Genomic DNA, 17,764 nt, shown 5'->3' with positions numbered 1-17,764 from the left:
GAGGACAGGGTCAAAACGAGTCGAGTGGTAGGAAGCCCAGGATCTCGGCCGTGCGGTCGTCCAGGAGAACGGTCCAGCCTTCGGCCTTCCGCGCCATCATGGGCAAGTACCGCAGGGTGGCGGCATCACGATGTATCTGGCGGACCGCATCGTCCACCACCGCGGCTTGCTGCGGGAAGCGCCGCTTCAGGTCCGACAGCGGCTTCGCAGCCCCCAGGATGCGATCCCGGCCGGCGGCATAAGGTTCCCACAGGTCGGGGCGGGCGCCGAGGTGGATGCCCTGGAGGGCCGCCATCGTGAACTCGAACTTTTCTTTTTCGCTGTGGAAGTCGCGCGTGGACAGCACGGTAGGCCTTCCGAGGGGGGCGACCACGATGCCCGGCGGGGTCTTCGATTCGAGCTCGGGAGGAATGTCGACGCGGTGCACGACGCGGAACCGGTCGATCTCGAACACGAGGTGGACGGGTCGCGCGAGCTGCACGGTCCAGAGACCGTAGGCCAGGCCACCCACTTGCAGCAGGGCGACCACGGCGAGATCGCGAACCAGCTCTGCGCGCGGCTTGCGGACGTTGAAGACGGCCAGGGTCAGCAAGGGGCCGAGCACCACGTCGACCGCCATCACGAGGAAGAACAGCTCGCGGCCTCCCGAGATCTCGCGGTAGGGATGCGGGTACCAGACCGCGAAGACAAGGAGGCCTACGCAAACGGCGAGCAGCAGGCTGAGCCCAAGGTGGACCAGCGCGGCGCGGACGCGCCGCTTCCAGGGCGCGACGGCCGTATCATCATCTGACAGGATCAAGGACGGTTGTTGCATGAGCGGACTGACTCACTTCGATGAACAGGGCCAGGCCCACATGGTGGACGTGGCCGCCAAGGCCGCCACGCACCGGATCGCGGTGGCCAGCGGCCGGATCGAAATGCTACCGGGGACACTCGACCTCATCCAGGGTGGCACGGCGAAAAAAGGCGATGTACTGGGTATTGCCCGCATCGCGGGGATCCAGGGTGCAAAGAAGACGAGCGAGCTCGTCCCTCTTTGTCATCCGCTGGCGCTAACGAGGGTTGCGGTGGAATTCTCGATGCAGCCGGAGAGCGTGAACGCGGCCGCGCACGTGTCCTGCACTGCGACCGTGGAAACCGTGGGGCCCACCGGCGTGGAGATGGAAGCCCTCACCGCGGTACAGGTGGCGCTGCTCACCGTCTACGACATGTGCAAGGCGGTGGATCGGGGGATGACGATCACCGGCGTGCGTCTCCTCGAGAAGCACGGGGGCAAGTCCGGTAGCTTCGTTCAGTCCTGAACTTTGCCAGGCACGGGGGACGAAGCGCGCCTCTGCGATTCGCGCCAAGTCAGATACTCGCTTGGGAAAGCAGCCCGGTAGCGAGCCAGGAGCAGCACGGCCTCTTCTGTCCTGCCTGTCATGGTGGCGCTCTCGATGAGGCGCTCGATCACGCGGGGTTCGGGCGAGTGGTGCAGCATCTCTTTGGACAACCCGTACATCCAGTTGGCATTGTCCCGGCTGATAGTCGCCAGGGTCAGCTCGGCGAATCGTGCCTGGTTGGCGAACAGCCAAGAGTGCCGCGCCTCATCCATCGGTGCGTGCGCCCAGGCCGGTCGCCGTTCCTCGGCTGGGAGGTAGACCTGACTCACCCGCCAGTAATCCCAGGCGACGACCGCGACGCCGAGGAACAGCACTGCCGCGGCGAACCGGCCCGCCCGGCGGGCGCTTCGATCGCCGGTTCCTTCCGGCGTCGTCAGCAACCAGCCTATGCACGTGCCCAGCGCGATCTGGAAGGGTCCATACCAGAGCGGGTACTCGAGCAGGCTGTGCAGCAGGAGCAACCCCAGAAGGGCCCACGCCAGCTGCCGGATGGGGTCGTGCTCGCGCAAGGGCCGAAGTCGCCAAGCCCAGGCCAGCGCGGCGGCACACACGGCGATGGCCGCCGGCAGACCCAATTCCACTGCAAGGTGAAGCGGGAGGTTGTGCGCGTTGTCCAGGATCTCGCAGAAGCGGGCACCGGAATAGAGATTCATGAAATGGGCGAAGTCCAGCTCTCCCCAGCCCCAACCCAGCAGCGGCCGAGCAGCGATCAGCGTAAGCACGTTCGACCAGAGGATGGTGCGGCTGCTGCAGCTCTCGCCACCGCTGATGCGGCCCCACAGCGTCCGCGTGGGGACTTCGCCGATCACTTCCAGCAGATGGGGCAGCGCCCATGCGGCGGCCAAGTAGACGATCCCGCCCCCAAGACAAAGGAGGACGCGATCGCGTCGCCCCTCGCCCTTCCAGACCACGGCAAGTGCGAGGAGAAGGAAGCCTTGCACCGCTCCAGTACGCGACACCGACGCCGCGCTGGCGATCGTGAACAGGGCGAGCAGTGCCAGGGAGGCTCCACGCGGGATCCTTGGAAAGCCCCACACCACCATCGCAACGCCCATCGAGCACAGAGTCGCGAACTGGTTGGGCTGGCGCAGATTGGCGTAGGCCTCCCCGGCGTGCGCGGCATTGACCCACGGGTACAGCTTGTCGGCGAGGCCCAGGTACTGCAACAGACCCAGTACGGCACTGATGGTTGCCGCGAACAGCACGCCGGTCGCGAGCGCGGGGCGCAGTTCGATGTCCTGGGCCGCCGCAGCCGCCAAGGCGATCAGGACCAGTCCACCGGCAAGGTACAGGACATCCGGTTGCGGATGCTTCTGGGAGAGCCAAGCCCAGGCCAAGAGCATGACGGACGCAGCGAGGTATCCACCGTAAGCCCGCGAAGTGCTCCAACGGCTCAGTGAGGCAAGGAGGCAGGCGCAACCAGCGCTGACGATCCATTGCCAAACCGACGACGATGGCCCCGAGGTGAGGGAGACGAGCCAGGGTAGCGTGGCCAGTGCCGCTGCTGCAAAAAGACGGGCGCCCTGGCCCGGTCGTTCAGCAAGTTGGTTCGCGGCGAGGGAGCTCACGGTGGCGTGACAGCCCTCAGCTCCGGATATTGGACTTGCTGTGCGAGCCACTGGCTGCGTCCCTCTTCGTAGATCTCGCTCGTGAACATGGCCTTGATAACCTCGAGATGTTGCCTGGCTTCCTGAGGGCGGCCGTTGAGGGCAAGGGCGAGGGCCGCGCGGAACTGGAGCGGAGCCCACGTGTAGCGCCGGGCCGAGCCGACCAGTGTATCGAGGTCCGCGGAGGCCATGTCACGGCCGGCGCGCAGGCGCATGGCCCGCAGCAGGCCCTCGAACTGGGTCAGGAGCCGCAGGTTCGGGAGGACGTAATCATCAGGTGTCCGACCCAGCCTCCGGTTCTCGAACCGGTTCACCCGGAAGTCCTCCTCGACGGCGGCGTATTCCACGAAGAGGGCGGCGAGCAAGACAATGAATGACGTCGCAAAGCCAGCCAGGACGACACGTGGCACGGCACGTGTACGCGCATCAGGGTCGCGAGTGCGCGACGCGACGATCCCGATCAGGATGCCGGCGAAAACCAGAAAGTAGGCATAGGCGTGCGGCAATTCCAGCATGGAGTGCACACAGAAGGGCGCCAGCATGAAGAGTGCGGTCGTCGCGGTGCCATCGTCGCCACGAAGTCGCTTCAGACGTTCGCGCGTCCACACAAGGGTCAGCCCGAGCAGGAGGAGCGAAGAGGGGACGCCGAGCATGATGAAGGCGTCGATCAGGACGTTGTGCGAGTAGTTGACCTGCTCGATCCCAGGCACATGGGCAGACCCCGCCTGCTGCGCAGAACTGACCTGCAGCCAGCCATAGCCGAACCAAGGGTCGTCCCACAAGGCAGCGGCGAGTTGGCTCCACAGGACCGGGCGCAGGCCGACGGCGGTCATGACCTCTGCACCCACAGCGGGCCGGACCCCATCCCAGTGCAGTGACTGGAGCAGCCAGCCCCCGGCGAACAGCGCACCCAACCAGGTGATCGCGTGCCACCGATACGCGCGAAGCGCCGGCCGCACCATTGTCAAAGCCACGAAGGCCATCACCATCAGCGTGGCGGATAGCAGTGCGGTACGCGATTGCGTCAGGACAACGGCCCAGCCGCCTACCAGAAACCACGCCCATGCTACGGCCAGTCCGATCCGCTGTCGCACGACCAAGGCGCCTGCTGCAGCGATCGCCATCAGCAGCAGCGTGGCCGCCTGGTTCGGCTGACCGAGATTGCCTGTTGACCGCACGGAAGCCGAAGAGTGGACCCAGCCGCGAAAGTGGTGCTCCAGTTGCAACCATTGCGCGATGGCCTGCAGCGCGGTGAGCAGGCCAAGCACCATGATGACGGCCATCATCAGCTCCAAGGGCTGCGGTTGGTTCGATCCGCGCTCGTGGGTCGCTGCCCAGAACCAGGCGCTGGCGAATGTCACCAGATACGCCGTGACGACCCAGGCATCACCCGCGTAGCGCAACAGTCCGGTCGCCCACTGAAGCCAGGCGGTGGTGACCAGCACGAGGAGAGTTGCAGTCGGTCGACCGATATGCGAGGTGCGCGACGCGCAACACGCCAGAAGCAGCAGGGCTGCGGCGCCGAACGCTGGTGCCTCGGCATGGAACGATGTCCAGGGTGGAAAGTGATCGGGGTTGACTACCGTGACAAGCATGAACGCTGCCGCCAGCAGCGTGCAGACTGATCCCAAGGGCTCGGCACGCCCCTGTTTCGATTGTCCGAATGAGCGGATCTGGAGGTCCGACGGTCGTGTGCTTGTCGTGGTCATCGGTCTCTGCAGGTGGCCACCATTTCGAGCTGAACGAAAGGGTCTGCGTCCGGCCGCCCCTCGTTCACGCCCAGTCAAAGAGAAAGGGGCTCGATTGAGCCCCTTTCGAGACGAGCAGTGCTCTATTTAAGCCGGCAGGAAGCTGCCCTGCCCGTTGACCGTGGTGTCACGGCAGGAACCCGGCAGGAACTTGGACAGGTTCGAGTTGGCTTGGCCGGGACCGCACAGCCATTGGCCGATGGTCGCGCCAGCGGTCGGCAGCGTGGTGGACGCCGTGCCGTTGACAGCCGGAGACAGGACAACCGTCAGACCCGACACCTGCGTGATGCCTTGCGGAACCACTTCGATGGCGCCGTTCGCGTTGGTACGGACCTTGGCGACGTAGCTGGAGGTCGAGGTGGACGACTCGCAGCCCCAGTTACCAGCAACGAAAGCCGACACGTTGGATGCGCTCTGAACCGTCTCGGTGATGCTGGTGCGGCACTGGGAGGCCGCCAGAATCACTTCCGACATCTTGGCGCGGACGGTGTAGTCCTGGTACGCGGGCAGGGCGACGGCGGCCAGAATGCCGATGATCGCCACGACGATCATCAGTTCGATCAGGGTGAAACCCTTTTGCAGTTGACGCTTCATGGAGTCCTCCTTGTGAAGAAGCTCTGCAGTTTCGCAATTGCTGTGCCAGCATGTTTAGTAGAACTATTTGGTTCAGATGCTGCAAAATGCGTTGATAGCAGAGCTTTTTTGTCCAGATGAGCTGACATCATTGTCAGTTATCGGATGCAAACCGACCTGACCTGCTTCAGGTCTGTCAGTCCCATCATGATCTTCTCCATGCCATCCATCTTCAGCGTGCGCATCCCGGCCGCCACCGCGGAGACGAACAGCTCCGCGACCCGGGCGCGTTCCTGAATCAGCTTCTTGATCTCGTCGTCGCCCACCAGCAGTTCGTGCAGGCCGACACGGCCCTTGTAGCCCGTCTTGTTGCACTTGTCGCAGCCCACCGCCTTGTAGAAGCGCAGCCGGCCGTTCTCGCCGTAGCCCTTGATCCAGCCTTCATACAGCTTCTTGGCCTCGCCGGCGTAGTCGGCCTTCCAGGCAGCCGTGTGCCGCAGGTCGTCGGCGTACTCGGCGATAAAGGTCTTGATCTCGTCCGACTCCGGGAAGTAGGCCTCCTTGCAGTCGCACAGCCGCTTTGCCAGGCGTTGCGCCAGGACGCCGAGCAAGGCGTCGGCGAAGTTGAAGGGATCCATCCCCATGTCCAGCAGCCGGATGATGGATTCGGGCGCGGAGTTGGTGTGCAGCGTGGAGAAGACCAGGTGGCCGGTGAGCGAGGCCTCCACGCCCATCGACACGGTCTCCTTGTCGCGCGATTCGCCGACCATGATGATGTCCGGGTCGGCGCGCAGGAAGGCGCGCATCACCAAGGCGAAGTCGATGCCGGCCTTCCGGTTCACCTGAACCTGGCGCAAGCCCTTCTGGGTGATTTCGACGGGGTCCTCCGCCGTCCAGATCTTGGTCTCGGGCGTGTTGAGGAACTTCAGGATCGAATGCAGCGTGGTCGTCTTGCCGGAGCCGGTCGGGCCGCAGACGTAGAAGAGGCCATAGGGCTTGCTGACGGTCTTCTCCAGCCGCTCCTTGTTCGCCACCGTCAGCCCCAGCTTCTCCAGCGGGATCGGCTCGCCGGCGGACAGGATCCGCATCACCACGTCCTCGACGCCACCGGCCGAAGGAATCGTCGCCACCCGCAGCTCGATGTCGAGCGGGCCGAACCTCTTGAACTTGATCTTCCCGTCCTGCGGCTTGCGCTTCTCGGAGATGTCGAGGTCGCACATGATCTTCAGGCGCGTCACCATCGCCTGGCGGAAGTGCGACGGCACTTCGATGTAGGGCACCAGGGTGCCATCGATGCGGAACCGGATGCCGGTCTTGCCCTTGCCCGGCAGCGGCTCGATGTGGATGTCGGAACAGCGCTGGTTGTACGCGTCGATGATGACCTTGTTGACGAACTTCACCAGCTCGTTGTCGAGGGCGGCGGACTCCAGACCGCCTTCATCGCCGCCTTCGTCGTCCGCCGGCGCTGTCAGGTCCGCCAGCAGTTCGTCGATGGATTCCCCGGACCCCGCACCGTAGAGCTGCGCCAGCGTCTCCTCGAACTCGGTCTGGGTCGTGACGCGGTAGGAAAACCTGGAAAAGCGCGGGAAAACCTGCGGGACGATTCGCGATCCGCGCACGGCCTCGGGGTCCATGCACATCACGACCAGGCCTTCGGCCGATTCTTCCAGCGGTATCCAGCCCTGCTCGTCCACGAACTCGCGCTTGAGCGGCCCCTGCAGCTGCTCCGACCGGATACGGCCCGCGTTGAACGGCTCATAGGGCACGCCGAAGAACCTGGCCAGTGAGGGCCCGATCTGGGTCGGCCGGATCTGGAAGTCGGCCATCAGCACGCGTTCGACCGGCTTGCCTTCCTCGCGCGCCTTCGCGATGCACTTGAGCAATTCCTCGTGCGTCAGCACGCCGTCGGCCAGCAGGCCGTCGTACTTGGTGGCGCGGCGGCGCTGGCTCTCCAGCTCCTTCTGCATGCGCTGGCGGATGGCCGTCGCCAGCGTCTTGCACAACTGCGCGGCGCCTTCGATCTCCAGCTCGCCGAATGGCTGGTCGCTCTTGTTGTTGATCACCTGGATGACGCCGTGCAGCACGTCGCCATCCAGGATGGGGATCACCAGCATCTGCTTGGTCCGGTAGCCCGAACGTCGGTCGACCTCCTTGAGGAAGCTCAGGCTGGGGTGGATCCGCTTGAGTGCATCGTCGTCGTACACGTCGGCGATGTTGACCATCTCCTTGCTGTACGCCACGTAGCCGGCGATGCTCTGCGCGCTGATCGGAAGCTTGAGGTCCTTGGCGGCATTCAGGCCCGTCTTGACCTTGGAGACGATGGCCGTGCGGTCCTCGTTGACCGCGTACAGCGTCAGCCGGTCCGCGTTGAACAGCTTGCAGATCTCCATGCTGGACTCCAGCATGATCTGGTCGATGTTCTCCGTCTCGTGGATCTTGGTGGTGACCAGCTGGAGCTGACGGAAGAACAGCGCCTCGAAGCTGAGGCCCCGCTTTTCGGGTGGCAACTGCTGGGAATCGAAGAATGCCTGCGAATCCCGTTCGTGCTTGAAGACGGCGCTCATGGGGAATCTCCTGGGCCTGCCGGCGGCAGGCAACGTTCTTAAAGCTCGAATTCCTGGCCAGCCCGCAGGTAGCGGATGTCGTGCGAGACGTCCGCCCCGAAGGGCTGAGTCTGATCGAACCGCTGGATCTCGGCCATGATCAGATCGGTCTCGGTCGGCTTGGTGTGGGTGATGAAGATCGGGAAGGACTTGCCCTTCTCGATGCAGTCCAGCTCCTCGGCCAGCGCCAGCGGCGACAGATGCAGGCTGCGCCGGGCGAGGTCCTTCTCGCGGTTGCTGAATGCGGTCTCGATCACCAGCGCCGCCACCTTCATGGCGTTCAGGCGCCGCCAGAAAGCCGGGTTGCGCTCCGTGTCGCCGGTGAAGACCCAGTTGCCCCCGCGAGCGGAGATGGCATAGCCGACGGCCGGCACGGTGTGGACCGCCGGCAGGACTTCGATGCGCTTGCCGCCGATCTCCAGCACCTGCCCCACCTGGATCTCGTGCAAGGTGATGAAGGGCTTCTCGGGCGTGGGGATGCGGCTGAAGTCGGGCCAGATGACGTTGTTGAAGACGTGCGCCTTGATCGCGCTGATCGTTCCCGGAAGCGCATGCACGCAAACCGGCCGCGTGAGCTGCGAGGCGATCGAGTCGATCATCAGCGGCAGCGCGGCGATGTGATCGAGGTGCGAATGCGTCAGCAGCACGTGCTCGATGCCGACCATCTCCTCCAGCGTGAGGTCGCCTACGCCCGTGCCCGCATCGACCAGCACGTCGCGGTCGACCAGGAAGGAGGTGGTGCGGCAGCCCTTGGCGATGGCCCCCGAACACCCCAGCACGCGCACCCGCACGGCTAGCCTCCGCGCCGGCCGAGGCGGGGACCGGGCACCCGCGAATGCCGCAGAAGGTGGCGCAAGGGGCGGGAGATGGCGAGCTTCATTTGGTCTCGAAGTTGGTGGCGCCGTCCCACTCAGGGTCGAACGGCAGCAACCTCATCGAGGCTACACGCTCGCTGTAGAGCTCGTAAAGGAATTTTTTGGGGTTCATCCGGCGCAGGTTCAGGAGCTGCACCTCGCACTGCTCCCAGTCCTGGCCGCGGTATTCGCGCAGGAATGCAGCCCACGTTCTGAGCTCTTCCGCCTGGGCCATTTCGAGCCGGTCGGCAGGCGCAACGGGCGTGAAGATCGTCACCGCCTGCTCCTTGCCCTTGACCCGGACCCGGTCCAGTTCCTGCCACGCGAAATCAGGCGCGAGCCTGCGGGTGGATTCGCTCACCACGATGTCCACCCCGTAAGCCTTGGACAGGCCTTCCAGGCGCGAGCCCAGGTTCACCGCGTCGCCGATGACCGTGTAGCTGCGGCGCACCTGCGAGCCCATGTCGCCCACGCACATCATCCCGGTGTTCAGGCCGATGCCGACCCCGATCTCGGGCAGTCCCTTCTGGCGGTGCTCGTCATTGATCCGGCGCACGGCGGCCGCCATGTCCATCGCGCTGCGAACCGCCAGGCGGGCATGTTCGGCGGTGTCCACCGGTGCGCCCCAGAAGGCCATGACGCAGTCGCCCATGTACTTGTCGATGGTGCCGCGGGTGGCGCGGATGACGTCCGTGAGCCGGTTGAAGACGGCGTTGAGCAGCTCCTGCAGTTGCACCGGCCCCATCCTCTCGGACATCTTGGTGAAGCCGCGCATGTCGCAGAACATCACCGTCAGTTCCTTGTTGGTGGCCTTCATGCTGTAGCTGTCCGGGTCCTTGACCATTTCGTCCACCAGTTCCGGCGGGACGTAGGTACCGAACAGGTTGGCCAGCTCGCGCTTGGAGCGGCTCTCGATGAAATAGCCGTAGCTCATGTTCAGCCCGAAGGCCGTCAGGATCATTGCCAGCGCCGCCGCCAGCGGCATCACGAGCCCTGCCCCCAGGAACAACCAGAAGTTCAGCCCGACCATCGCCGCCAGCACCCCCACGCTGACCAGCACGGCCTTGGGTGCGGAGATCAGGGGCAGGGCCAGCGCCAGCGCCACGCCGGCCAGCAGGAGCACCATCACGTCGTACCCGATGGCGTAATCGGGCTTGACCATCAGGCGGCCGTCCAGCAGGCCCGAGATCATGTTGGCGTGCGTTTCGACGCCGGGATAGGTCTCGCCCATCGGCGTGGAGCGCAGGTCCTGCAGCCCCGGCGCGGTGGTGCCGACCAGAACGATCTTGCCCTTCAGGCTGCCTTCGGCAAGCCGCTGGCTGACCAGGTCGGAAGCGGACACGTACCGGTACGAGCCGCCCTGCACGCCACCCGGGCCGCGAAAGGGCACCAGGGCCGCGACCCGGTCGTCGACCGGGATGCCCAGGGCCTTCTTTCCAAGGCGCAGGACCACGCTCTCCAGCCCCTGGTAGTTGCGCGAGAACACTCCGTCGCGGGGAAATCCTGGCTCCACGGTCGGTTGCCCGGCGAGGAGCCTGAACATGGCGAGCGAGAGGGATTCGTAGTACGCCTCGCCGTGCTCGGCGATCAAGGGCACGGACCGCACCACGCCGTCGATGTCGACGATCGGATTGAAGAAGCCGGCCACCGGGGCCGCCTGGGCGATCTGCTCGATGTTGGCTGCGTACCCGTTCCAGGAGGTCAGGCGGATCGGCCGGCCGTCGAGGTCTTGCCGCCGGATGACCGGCGCGGGCAGCACGCCGGTCTTGCCGCTCGCGCGCCCACTGCTGAAGTAGTAGCCGAGGACCACGGGGCGATTGCGGAGCGAACGAGCGAAGGCCGCGTCGTAATCAAGGCCGGCACTGAGCTGGTCGACCCGTCCGGCGAACCCCGGCTGGTCCTTCAGTTCGGACTGGGCGAGCTGGCGCAGGCGCTTGAGGCCCGAGCTGTCGTCCGGCTCGGCGAACACGACGTCGAAGCCCACCACGGCCACCTGCTGGCGGGCGAACAGCTCGTCCGTCAGCTGCGCCATGCGGTTGCGGCCCCAGGGCCAGCGGCCGAGTTCGGCCAGGCTCTTCTCGTCGATGTCGACGATGACGATGCGCTCGTCCAGCGTGCGCGGCATGGTGGCGCGCAGGCGAGCGTCGTACAGGACGTCGTCCAGGCGCTGCAGGAACCCCAGCGGCATCACCCCGCTGGCATGCAGCAGGGCAAAGATCAGGGGAACGAGGGTGACCGCGATGCGGGTCCAGTGTCTGGCAAGCGTACCCATCCCAGCCTGGAACCTCTCTGCCGTCTCGGGACAGGCCGCGCCGGGCGTCAGCCCTGCACGAACTGCATCTGGGTTCCGGCCAGTTCCAGCAGGTCACCGTTCTTGAGCGTGACCGGTTCCTGGCCGATGGCGGTGCCGTTCAGCGTGGGCTTGTTGCCGCCCTCGACGTGGGCCACCACGAAACCGTACGGACGCTTGGTGATGGCCGCCACCGCGACGCCGGGCTTGCCGATGGTGGTCACCACCTTGACCAGCGGAACCTCGCGGCCAGCGGCGGCGCCCGACAGGACCTTGATCGCGCCCTTGACGTCACCCGCCTCGGCGACTGCCGGGGCGCCTGCACCGGCGGTCGCTTCGGCCGGCGGCGGCACCATGCCCGGCTTCATGATCACCGTCTTGTCGAAGGTGGCGCCGGGCACCTCATTGATGTACTTGATCTTGTACTTGCCGATCTCGACGGTGTCGTTGTTCTGCAACAGCTGCTTCTTGACCGCCTTGCCGTTGATGTACGTCCCGTTGGTGCTATTCAGGTCCTCGAGGTGGACCTCACTGCCGGACATCTGCAGGACAGCGTGTTCGCCGCTGACTGCCAGGTTGTCGATGACGATGTCGTTGTAGGGACGCCGGCCCAGCGTCGTACGATCCTTCGTCAACTGCACTTCCTTGATGACGACACCGTCGATCGAAACGATCATTTTCGGCATGGCCCACTCCTGTTCGAGATCTCGTCCGGCATTTCAATACTGAAGAGCTATTTTCCCAGCAATCGGGAAATCAAGCCCTTTTTTTTCGCCCCGGTGTCCGCCTGGGCCAGCAGCACCGAGATGTTGTCGCGCCCTCCGTTCGCGTTCGCCGCGTCGACCAGTTGCACCGCCTTTTGCTCCAGCGACACGTCGCCCGCGAGGATCCGGCAGATGCCTGGGTCGTCCAGCATGTCCGACAGGCCGTCGGAGCACATGAGGTAGATGTCGCCAGGTTCGACGCGGTGCTCGTTGACGTCCAGCAGCACGGCGTCTTCCACGCCGAGCGCGCGGGTGACCAGGTTCTTGTTGGTGGACACCGCGGCCTGCTCGGGCGTGATCAGGCCCGCATCCATCTGCTCCTGCAGCAGCGAGTGGTCCTTGGTGATCTGCGCCAGCTCGTGGCCGCGCAGCCGGTAGCAGCGCGAGTCGCCGATGTGCCCCAGGAGCAGCCGGCCGTCCTGGAACACGCCGACCACCAGCGTGGTGCCCATGCCGGAATACTGCGGATTCGAATTCGCGGCGTTGAAGATGGAGCGGTTCGCGTTGTCCACGCAGATCTCCATCGCCCGCCGCACCTCCTTGGCGTTGGCGTGGCGACCGGCCTGGGACAACCAGCGGCCCAGCTCCGACTTGATGAAGGTGGTGGCCATGCCGCTGGCGATCTCGCCGGCGTTGTAGCCGCCCATGCCGTCGGCCAGGATGGCCAGGCGGGTAGGCTCGTCGACGGTGACCGAATCCTCGTTGTTCTCGCGCGCGAGGCCGGGATCGGTACGGAGGTTGAACTCGAAATTCATGGGCTTGCCGCTCACGCCTCCGGATCGGCCCGGGAGGCATCAGGCTTGTTGAACACTGCGGTCCTGGCGAATGCGTCGCCGGCCCCGCCTTCCGCCTGTGGGCGCGCCGAATCATAGCCGCCGCCGCCAGCCGCCATGGCGAGCGTCTTCTCGGCCGTGGCCTGCGCCCGGGCCGCGGAAGCCAGCGAGATCGCGACGGTCTTCTCCGGGTCCCCGGCGGCTGGCCCCGGCACGTCGCCAGGCACCTCGGCCATCACGGCACGCAAGGCGGCCGCGAAACTGTCGCCGTCCTGGTAGCGCGCCTCGGGCTTCTTGGCGAGGGCGCACGCCACCAGATTCGCCAGCGACTCCGGAAGGTCCCGGCGAACATGGCGCACGGCCGGCGCCTCCTCGTTGGCGATCTTGAACATCAGCTCGGCCATCGAGTCGCCGCGGAAGGGCAGCACGCCGGTAAGCATCTGGAACAGCATCACGCCCAGCGAATACAGGTCCGAGCGCCCATCGACCTTCTTGCCGGCGATCTGCTCGGGCGACATGAAGCTGGGCGTGCCCAGCACCAGCCCGGTCTTGGTCTTGCTCGAGTCGGTGATGCGCGCGATGCCGAAGTCGGTGACCTTCACCGTGTCCGACTCCACCTCGTACATGATGTTGGCCGGCTTGATGTCGCGATGAACGACGTTCTGCCGATGCGCGTAGGCCAGCGCCTCCGCCACGCGGGCCACGATGGAGAGCACCCTGGGCACCGGCAGCAGGTGCCCGTCCCGGCAGAAGTCGGCCAGGTCCCTGCCGCGAAGAAACTCCATGGCGATGTAGGCAAGGTCGTGCTCCTCGCCAGCGTCGAAGATGGTGACGATGTTCTGGTGCTGCAGTCGCCCCGCGGTCTCCGCCTCACGGAAGAAGCGCTCGCGGGCGTCCGTGAGCTCCTCGCCCTCGAACTCCTGCGACAGGGCCATGGTCTTGATGGCGACCACGCGGCCGATCTTCGGGTCCTTGCCCATGTAGACCACGCCCATCGCGCCCTTGCCCAACTCCTTCTCGACCTGGTAGCGGCCCAGCATGGGTTTCTCGACCGCGCCGCCGTCCAGCAGCAAGGTGCCGCCCGGATGGCCGCCGCCTCCGCCCAGCATCACCGTCTCCGAGAGGTTGCGCGCACGATTGAGCTTGGCCTGCAGGTCGCGGTAGTCCTTGTTCCAGGTCGCCATGTAGGCGTAGACGGCCTCTGCCTTGTTGAACTGCCGCTTGCGCTCGAAGTCCATCGCCAGGTTGTAGAGGTTGTCCATGAGCGGGTCGCTCAGCGTCACGCGGCGGAACCGGTCGAACGCCATGTCCAGCTGGCCCTGGCCTTGCAGCGCCAGGCCCATCATGCGGTTGGTCTCGGCCGACTCCTCGTCGGACCGCACCTTGCCAGCCTCGGTGACCAGGAAGCGCTTGGTGGTGAGCGCCGCGTGGCCGATCGCAAGCAGCACCGCCGGAAGCACCAGCCGGATCCAGGTGCCGACGGACGACAGCAGGAAGTACTCCGACAGCAGCAGCGCGAGCAACAGAACGCCCGTCGCCGCCGCGCCCGCGCCGGCGGACAGGCGCGGCAGCACGGCGATCAGGTAACCCGCCACGAGAAGGAACGCACCGAACGACGCCAGGCCGCCCCAGGAGGGCTCCACGATGAAGTGCTCGCCCAGGATGTTGGACACCACGTGGGCCATCATCTCGGCCGGGCTGAGCGCTGCATGGCCCGGCACGGGGAAGCTGGTGCCCACGCCCTGCGCGGTGGGCCCGATCAGCACGATCTTGTCGGTGTACTTGGACGCGGGGATCTTGCCGCTGAGCACGTCGTAGAACGAATCGACGGGGAAGGCGGGCTTGCCGTCGCGGTCACGGTAGAACTGGGGCAGGATGCGCGCCGCGTCGTCGGTGCGGATGCGCAGCTTGCCCAGTTGCAAGCCTTCGCCCGGCACCGACCGGATGTCGGCGGGCCCGAGGTTCAGGCTCCTGGCCGCGGCCAGCAGCGCCATCGAGGGCACGCCACGCCCGTAGTAGTTGACCAGCAGCGGATCGGACCGCACGCCCCCATCGGGGTCGTTGGTGACGTTGAGGTGGCCGATGCCGTCCGCCGACCGGCCGATGGCTTCCAGGGGGAACTGTCCGCGCAGCACTGGCAGCGCGAAGCCTGCCTTGTCGTCGACCGTGCTCTTGGCGACTTCGGACGGCAGTTCGCGGTCGGCGCGTCCCACGGGCTCGCCCAGCACGAACACCGAGGGCACCAGCACGTTGCCGGCATTGGCCATGCTGGCGGCGAGCTTGCCGTCCGTGTCCAGGGCCTGTTCGGCTTCACCCAGCAACCTGGCCAGCGCCTCATTGCCCTGGACCGCGGGGCCCGCCGCTTCCTTGATCCTCCGGATGAACGCCAGGCCGCGGTCGGTTTGGGGCTCGAAGAAGAAGGCGTTGTAGGCGATCGTCTTGGCCTTGGAGGCAGCGAGCTTGTCGATGAGCTCGGCGTGCACGTCGCGCGACCAGGGCCAGCGGCCGATGTTGGCGATGCTCTGGTCGTCGATGGCGACCACGGCGATGCGGTTGGAGGGCTGGCGCGCGCTTTGGGTGCTGGCCGTGTCGTAGAAGCGCCGCTCCAGCGCTTCGAACACATCGGTGGATTTCCAGAGCACGAACACCGCGGCAACGATGACGGCTCCGACGAACCAGTCCGTTCGCCAGAACTGGCGGCGCCTTGCCGATGAAGATGTGCTCACTTCTGCCCCTTGCCCTCTGGGTGACCACTGCCTTTCGACAGCTCCTCGCCCGCTCCTCTGATGGGCAGGTCTCCAGCTGAACGTTAACAGAGCCCCTTGGGAGGGACAAGGCGAATCCGGGCGACCCGTCTACGTTTTGTTGCAGATTTGGCGACAACGCCATCTGCGTTGGGGCGCAAAAAAAAGCCGACGCGGTCGGCGTCGGCTTTCGGGATGTGCGGTTTGGAGTTACAGCAGCGCTTTCAGCAGCTTGGCCATCTCCGAGGGATTGCGCGTGACCTTGAAGCCGCACTCTTCCATGACGGCCAGCTTGGCGTCGGCCGTGTCGGCGCCCCCGGAGATCAGCGCGCCCGCGTGGCCCATGCGCTTTCCGGGCGGGGCGGTCACGCCGGCGATGAAGCCCACGATCGGCTTCTTCATGTTGGCCTTGCACCAGCGCGCGGCGTCGGCCTCGTCCGGGCCGCCGATCTCGCCGATCATGATCACGGCATCGGTGTCCGGATCGTCGTTGAAGGCCTGCATCACATCGAGGTGCTTCAGGCCGTTGATCGGATCGCCGCCGATGCCCACAGCGCTCGACTGGCCGATGCCCAGCTCGGTCAGTTGCGCCACCGCTTCATACGTGAGCGTGCCGGAACGCGACACCACGCCGACGCGGCCCTTCTTGTGGATGTGGCCCGGCATGATGCCGATCTTGATCTCGTCCGGCGTGATCAGGCCCGGGCAGTTGGGGCCGAGAAGCAGCGTCTTCTTGCCGCCGGCGGCTTCCTTGGCCTTCATCTTGTTGCGCACGACCAGCATGTCGCGCACCGGGATGCCCTCGGTGATGCAGATCGCCAGGTCCAGGTCGGCCTCGACCGCTTCCCAGATCGCGTCGGCCGCGCCCGCGGGAGGCACGTAGATCACCGACACCGTGGCACCGGTCTGCTGCTTGGCTTCCTTGACCGAGGCGTAGATCGGGATGTCGAAGATCTTCTCGCCCGCCTTCTTCGGGTTCACGCCGGCCACGAAGCAGTTCTTGCCGTTCGCGTATTCCTGGCACTTCTCGGTGTGGAACTGGCCGGTCTTCCCCGTGATGCCCTGGGTGATGACCTTGGTGTCCTTGTTGATGTAGATCGACATGTCTGTTCCTATCAGCCCTTGACCGCGGCGACGACTTTCTGCGCGGCTTCCGCCATCGTGTCCGCGCTGATGATGGGCAGGCCCGACTCGGCCAGCATCTTCTTGCCCAGCTCCTCGTTGGTGCCCTTCATGCGCACGACCAGCGGGACGCTCAGGTTCACCGCCTTGCAGGCCGTGATGACGCCGGTGGCGATGGTGTCGCAGCGCATGATGCCGCCGAAGATGTTCACCAGGATCGCCTTGACCTTGGGGTTCTTCAGCATGATCTTGAACGCCTCGGTGACCTTCTCCGGCGTGGCGCCGCCGCCGACGTCCAGGAAGTTGGCCGGCTCGGCGCCGAACAGCTTGATCGTGTCCATGGTCGCCATCGCCAGGCCCGCGCCGTTGACCAGGCAACCGATGTTGCCGTCCAGGCTGATGTAGGCCAGGTCGAACTTGCTCGCCTCGATCTCGGCCGGATCCTCTTCGTCGAGGTCACGCAGCGCCACGATCTCCGGATGGCGGAACAAGGCGTTGGAATCGAAGTTGAACTTCGAGTCGAGCGCAACGATGTTGCCCTTGCCGTCCCGGTTGAGCGGGTTGATCTCGACCAGCGAGGCGTCGGTGTCCATGTAGCACTTGTAGAGCTTCTTGAACACGTCGGTGGCCTGCGCGGTGGAACCGGAAGGAATGCCGATGCCGTCGGCGATCTCCTTGGCCTGGGCGTCCGTCAGGCCGGCCAGCGGATCGATGAAAACCGTCTTGATCTTCTCGGGCGTGCTGTGGGCCACTTCCTCGATGTCCATGCCGCCTTCGCTGGAGGCGATGAAAGCGAGCTTCTGCGTGGCGCGGTCGGTGACGACCGAGACGTAGTACTCCTTCTGGATGTCGGCGCCGTCCTCGATGTACAGGCGTCGCACCTTCTGGCCTTCGGGGCCGGTCTGGTGGGTCTTGAGCTGCATGCCCAGGATCTGCCCGGCGAGTTCCTTGACCTGCTCGATGCTCTTGGCGACCTTCACGCCGCCGCCCTTGCCCCGGCCGCCGGCGTGGATCTGGGCCTTGACCACCCAGACCGGTCCGCCAAGCTTCTGCGCGGCCTCGACCGCCTCCTGGACCGTGAAAGCCGGAATGCCGCGCGGCACGGGCACGCCAAAGCTGCGCAAGATCTCCTTGCCTTGGTACTCGTGGATCTTCATGGGGTTCTCTCGAGGGGTCGTGGAAGGTGCAGGCGCCGGGGGCGCGGCAGTGGCGTTGCGCCTGCGCAGTGCAGCCGCGAACTGTATCATGGTGCATTGCACAAACCTGACGCCTGCCCAGCCGTGGGCGGGGTGACTTCGCGGGAA

Annotated in this window: 13 protein-coding genes; 1 reads left to right on the top strand and 12 read right to left on the bottom strand. The window is 65.6% G+C overall.

Annotated features, from left to right (window positions below):
• Nucleotides 1-10: 10 nt before the first annotated feature.
• The gene (gene tfpZ, locus ASG30_RS07480) at nt 11-814 is read right to left on the bottom strand and encodes a TfpX/TfpZ family type IV pilin accessory protein (protein ID WP_055894510.1); all 804 of its coding nucleotides are present in this window, start codon (nt 812-814) and stop codon (nt 11-13) included.
• Here tfpZ and moaC point away from each other — a divergent pair.
• Nucleotides 813-1,301, top strand: coding sequence for a cyclic pyranopterin monophosphate synthase MoaC (moaC, locus tag ASG30_RS07475; protein WP_055894509.1), 489 nt, complete (start codon nt 813-815; stop codon nt 1,299-1,301). The two genes, tfpZ and moaC, sit on opposite strands and share 2 nt — an antisense overlap.
• On the opposite strand, the gene ASG30_RS07470 is transcribed toward moaC, so the two are convergent.
• From ASG30_RS07470 to sucC, 11 genes are all read right to left on the bottom strand, one after another.
• Complete coding sequence (locus ASG30_RS07470; RefSeq protein ID WP_082521948.1) at nt 1,292-2,725, bottom strand: PglL family O-oligosaccharyltransferase; 1,434 nt, start codon at nt 2,723-2,725, stop codon at nt 1,292-1,294. The genes moaC and ASG30_RS07470 overlap by 10 nt on opposite strands.
• Nucleotides 2,726-2,946: 221 nt before the next feature.
• Nucleotides 2,947-4,698, bottom strand: coding sequence for a PglL family O-oligosaccharyltransferase (locus ASG30_RS07465; protein ID WP_082521947.1), 1,752 nt, complete (start codon nt 4,696-4,698; stop codon nt 2,947-2,949).
• Nucleotides 4,699-4,824: 126 nt separating this feature from the next.
• On the bottom strand, nt 4,825-5,331 hold the full coding sequence (locus ASG30_RS07460; protein ID WP_055894504.1) for a pilin: 507 nt from the start codon (nt 5,329-5,331) through the stop codon (nt 4,825-4,827).
• A gap of 137 nt (nt 5,332-5,468) precedes the next feature.
• Nucleotides 5,469-7,874: a GspE/PulE family protein gene (locus ASG30_RS07455; protein WP_055894502.1), complete on the bottom strand. Its 2,406-nt coding sequence runs from the start codon at nt 7,872-7,874 to the stop codon at nt 5,469-5,471.
• Between the two features lie 38 nt (nt 7,875-7,912).
• Nucleotides 7,913-8,704, bottom strand: a complete 792-nt coding sequence (locus ASG30_RS07450; protein WP_055894500.1) for an MBL fold metallo-hydrolase — start codon at nt 8,702-8,704, stop codon at nt 7,913-7,915.
• A gap of 85 nt (nt 8,705-8,789) precedes the next feature.
• Nucleotides 8,790-11,039 (bottom strand): CHASE2 domain-containing protein, encoded by a 2,250-nt coding sequence (locus ASG30_RS07445; protein ID WP_055894498.1) that lies wholly within the window; start codon nt 11,037-11,039, stop codon nt 8,790-8,792.
• A gap of 47 nt (nt 11,040-11,086) precedes the next feature.
• Nucleotides 11,087-11,743: an FHA domain-containing protein gene (locus ASG30_RS07440; protein ID WP_055894497.1), complete on the bottom strand. Its 657-nt coding sequence runs from the start codon at nt 11,741-11,743 to the stop codon at nt 11,087-11,089.
• A gap of 47 nt (nt 11,744-11,790) precedes the next feature.
• On the bottom strand, nt 11,791-12,576 hold the full coding sequence (locus tag ASG30_RS07435) for a Stp1/IreP family PP2C-type Ser/Thr phosphatase (RefSeq protein ID WP_055894824.1): 786 nt from the start codon (nt 12,574-12,576) through the stop codon (nt 11,791-11,793).
• 11 nt (nt 12,577-12,587) lie between these two features.
• A complete protein-coding gene (locus ASG30_RS07430; RefSeq protein WP_055894495.1) occupies nt 12,588-15,320 on the bottom strand; it encodes a CHASE2 domain-containing serine/threonine-protein kinase in 2,733 nt (910 codons plus the stop codon).
• A gap of 228 nt (nt 15,321-15,548) precedes the next feature.
• On the bottom strand, nt 15,549-16,442 hold the full coding sequence (sucD, locus tag ASG30_RS07425; RefSeq protein WP_055894493.1) for a succinate--CoA ligase subunit alpha: 894 nt from the start codon (nt 16,440-16,442) through the stop codon (nt 15,549-15,551).
• An 11-nt stretch (nt 16,443-16,453) separates the two neighbouring features.
• Nucleotides 16,454-17,617, bottom strand: coding sequence for an ADP-forming succinate--CoA ligase subunit beta (gene sucC / locus ASG30_RS07420; RefSeq protein WP_055894491.1), 1,164 nt, complete (start codon nt 17,615-17,617; stop codon nt 16,454-16,456).
• Nucleotides 17,618-17,764: the final 147 nt, after the last annotated feature.

Source organism: Ramlibacter sp. Leaf400 (genome assembly GCF_001424545.1).
Lineage (GTDB): Bacteria > Pseudomonadota > Gammaproteobacteria > Burkholderiales > Burkholderiaceae_C > Ramlibacter.
The sequence above is the reverse complement of the archived record's forward strand: the minus strand, read 5'-3'. Positions and strand labels throughout refer to the sequence as shown.

Excerpts from the sequence above, each read along its gene's own strand:
- moaC (WP_055894509.1), top strand. The coding sequence starts at position 813 with ATGAGCGGACTGACTCACTTCGATGAACAGGGCCAGGCCCACATGGTG.
- tfpZ (WP_055894510.1), bottom strand. The coding sequence starts at position 814 with ATGCAACAACCGTCCTTGATCCTGTCAGATGATGATACGGCCGTCGCG.
- ASG30_RS07470 (WP_082521948.1), bottom strand. The coding sequence starts at position 2,725 with ATGCTCTTGGCCTGGGCTTGGCTCTCCCAGAAGCATCCGCAACCGGAT.
- ASG30_RS07465 (WP_082521947.1), bottom strand. The coding sequence starts at position 4,698 with ATGACCACGACAAGCACACGACCGTCGGACCTCCAGATCCGCTCATTC.
- ASG30_RS07460 (WP_055894504.1), bottom strand. The coding sequence starts at position 5,331 with ATGAAGCGTCAACTGCAAAAGGGTTTCACCCTGATCGAACTGATGATC.
- ASG30_RS07455 (WP_055894502.1), bottom strand. The coding sequence starts at position 7,874 with ATGAGCGCCGTCTTCAAGCACGAACGGGATTCGCAGGCATTCTTCGAT.
- ASG30_RS07445 (WP_055894498.1), bottom strand. The coding sequence starts at position 11,039 with ATGGGTACGCTTGCCAGACACTGGACCCGCATCGCGGTCACCCTCGTT.
- ASG30_RS07440 (WP_055894497.1), bottom strand. The coding sequence starts at position 11,743 with ATGCCGAAAATGATCGTTTCGATCGACGGTGTCGTCATCAAGGAAGTG.
- ASG30_RS07435 (WP_055894824.1), bottom strand. The coding sequence starts at position 12,576 with ATGAATTTCGAGTTCAACCTCCGTACCGATCCCGGCCTCGCGCGCGAG.
- sucD (WP_055894493.1), bottom strand. The coding sequence starts at position 16,442 with ATGTCGATCTACATCAACAAGGACACCAAGGTCATCACCCAGGGCATC.
- sucC (WP_055894491.1), bottom strand. The coding sequence starts at position 17,617 with ATGAAGATCCACGAGTACCAAGGCAAGGAGATCTTGCGCAGCTTTGGC.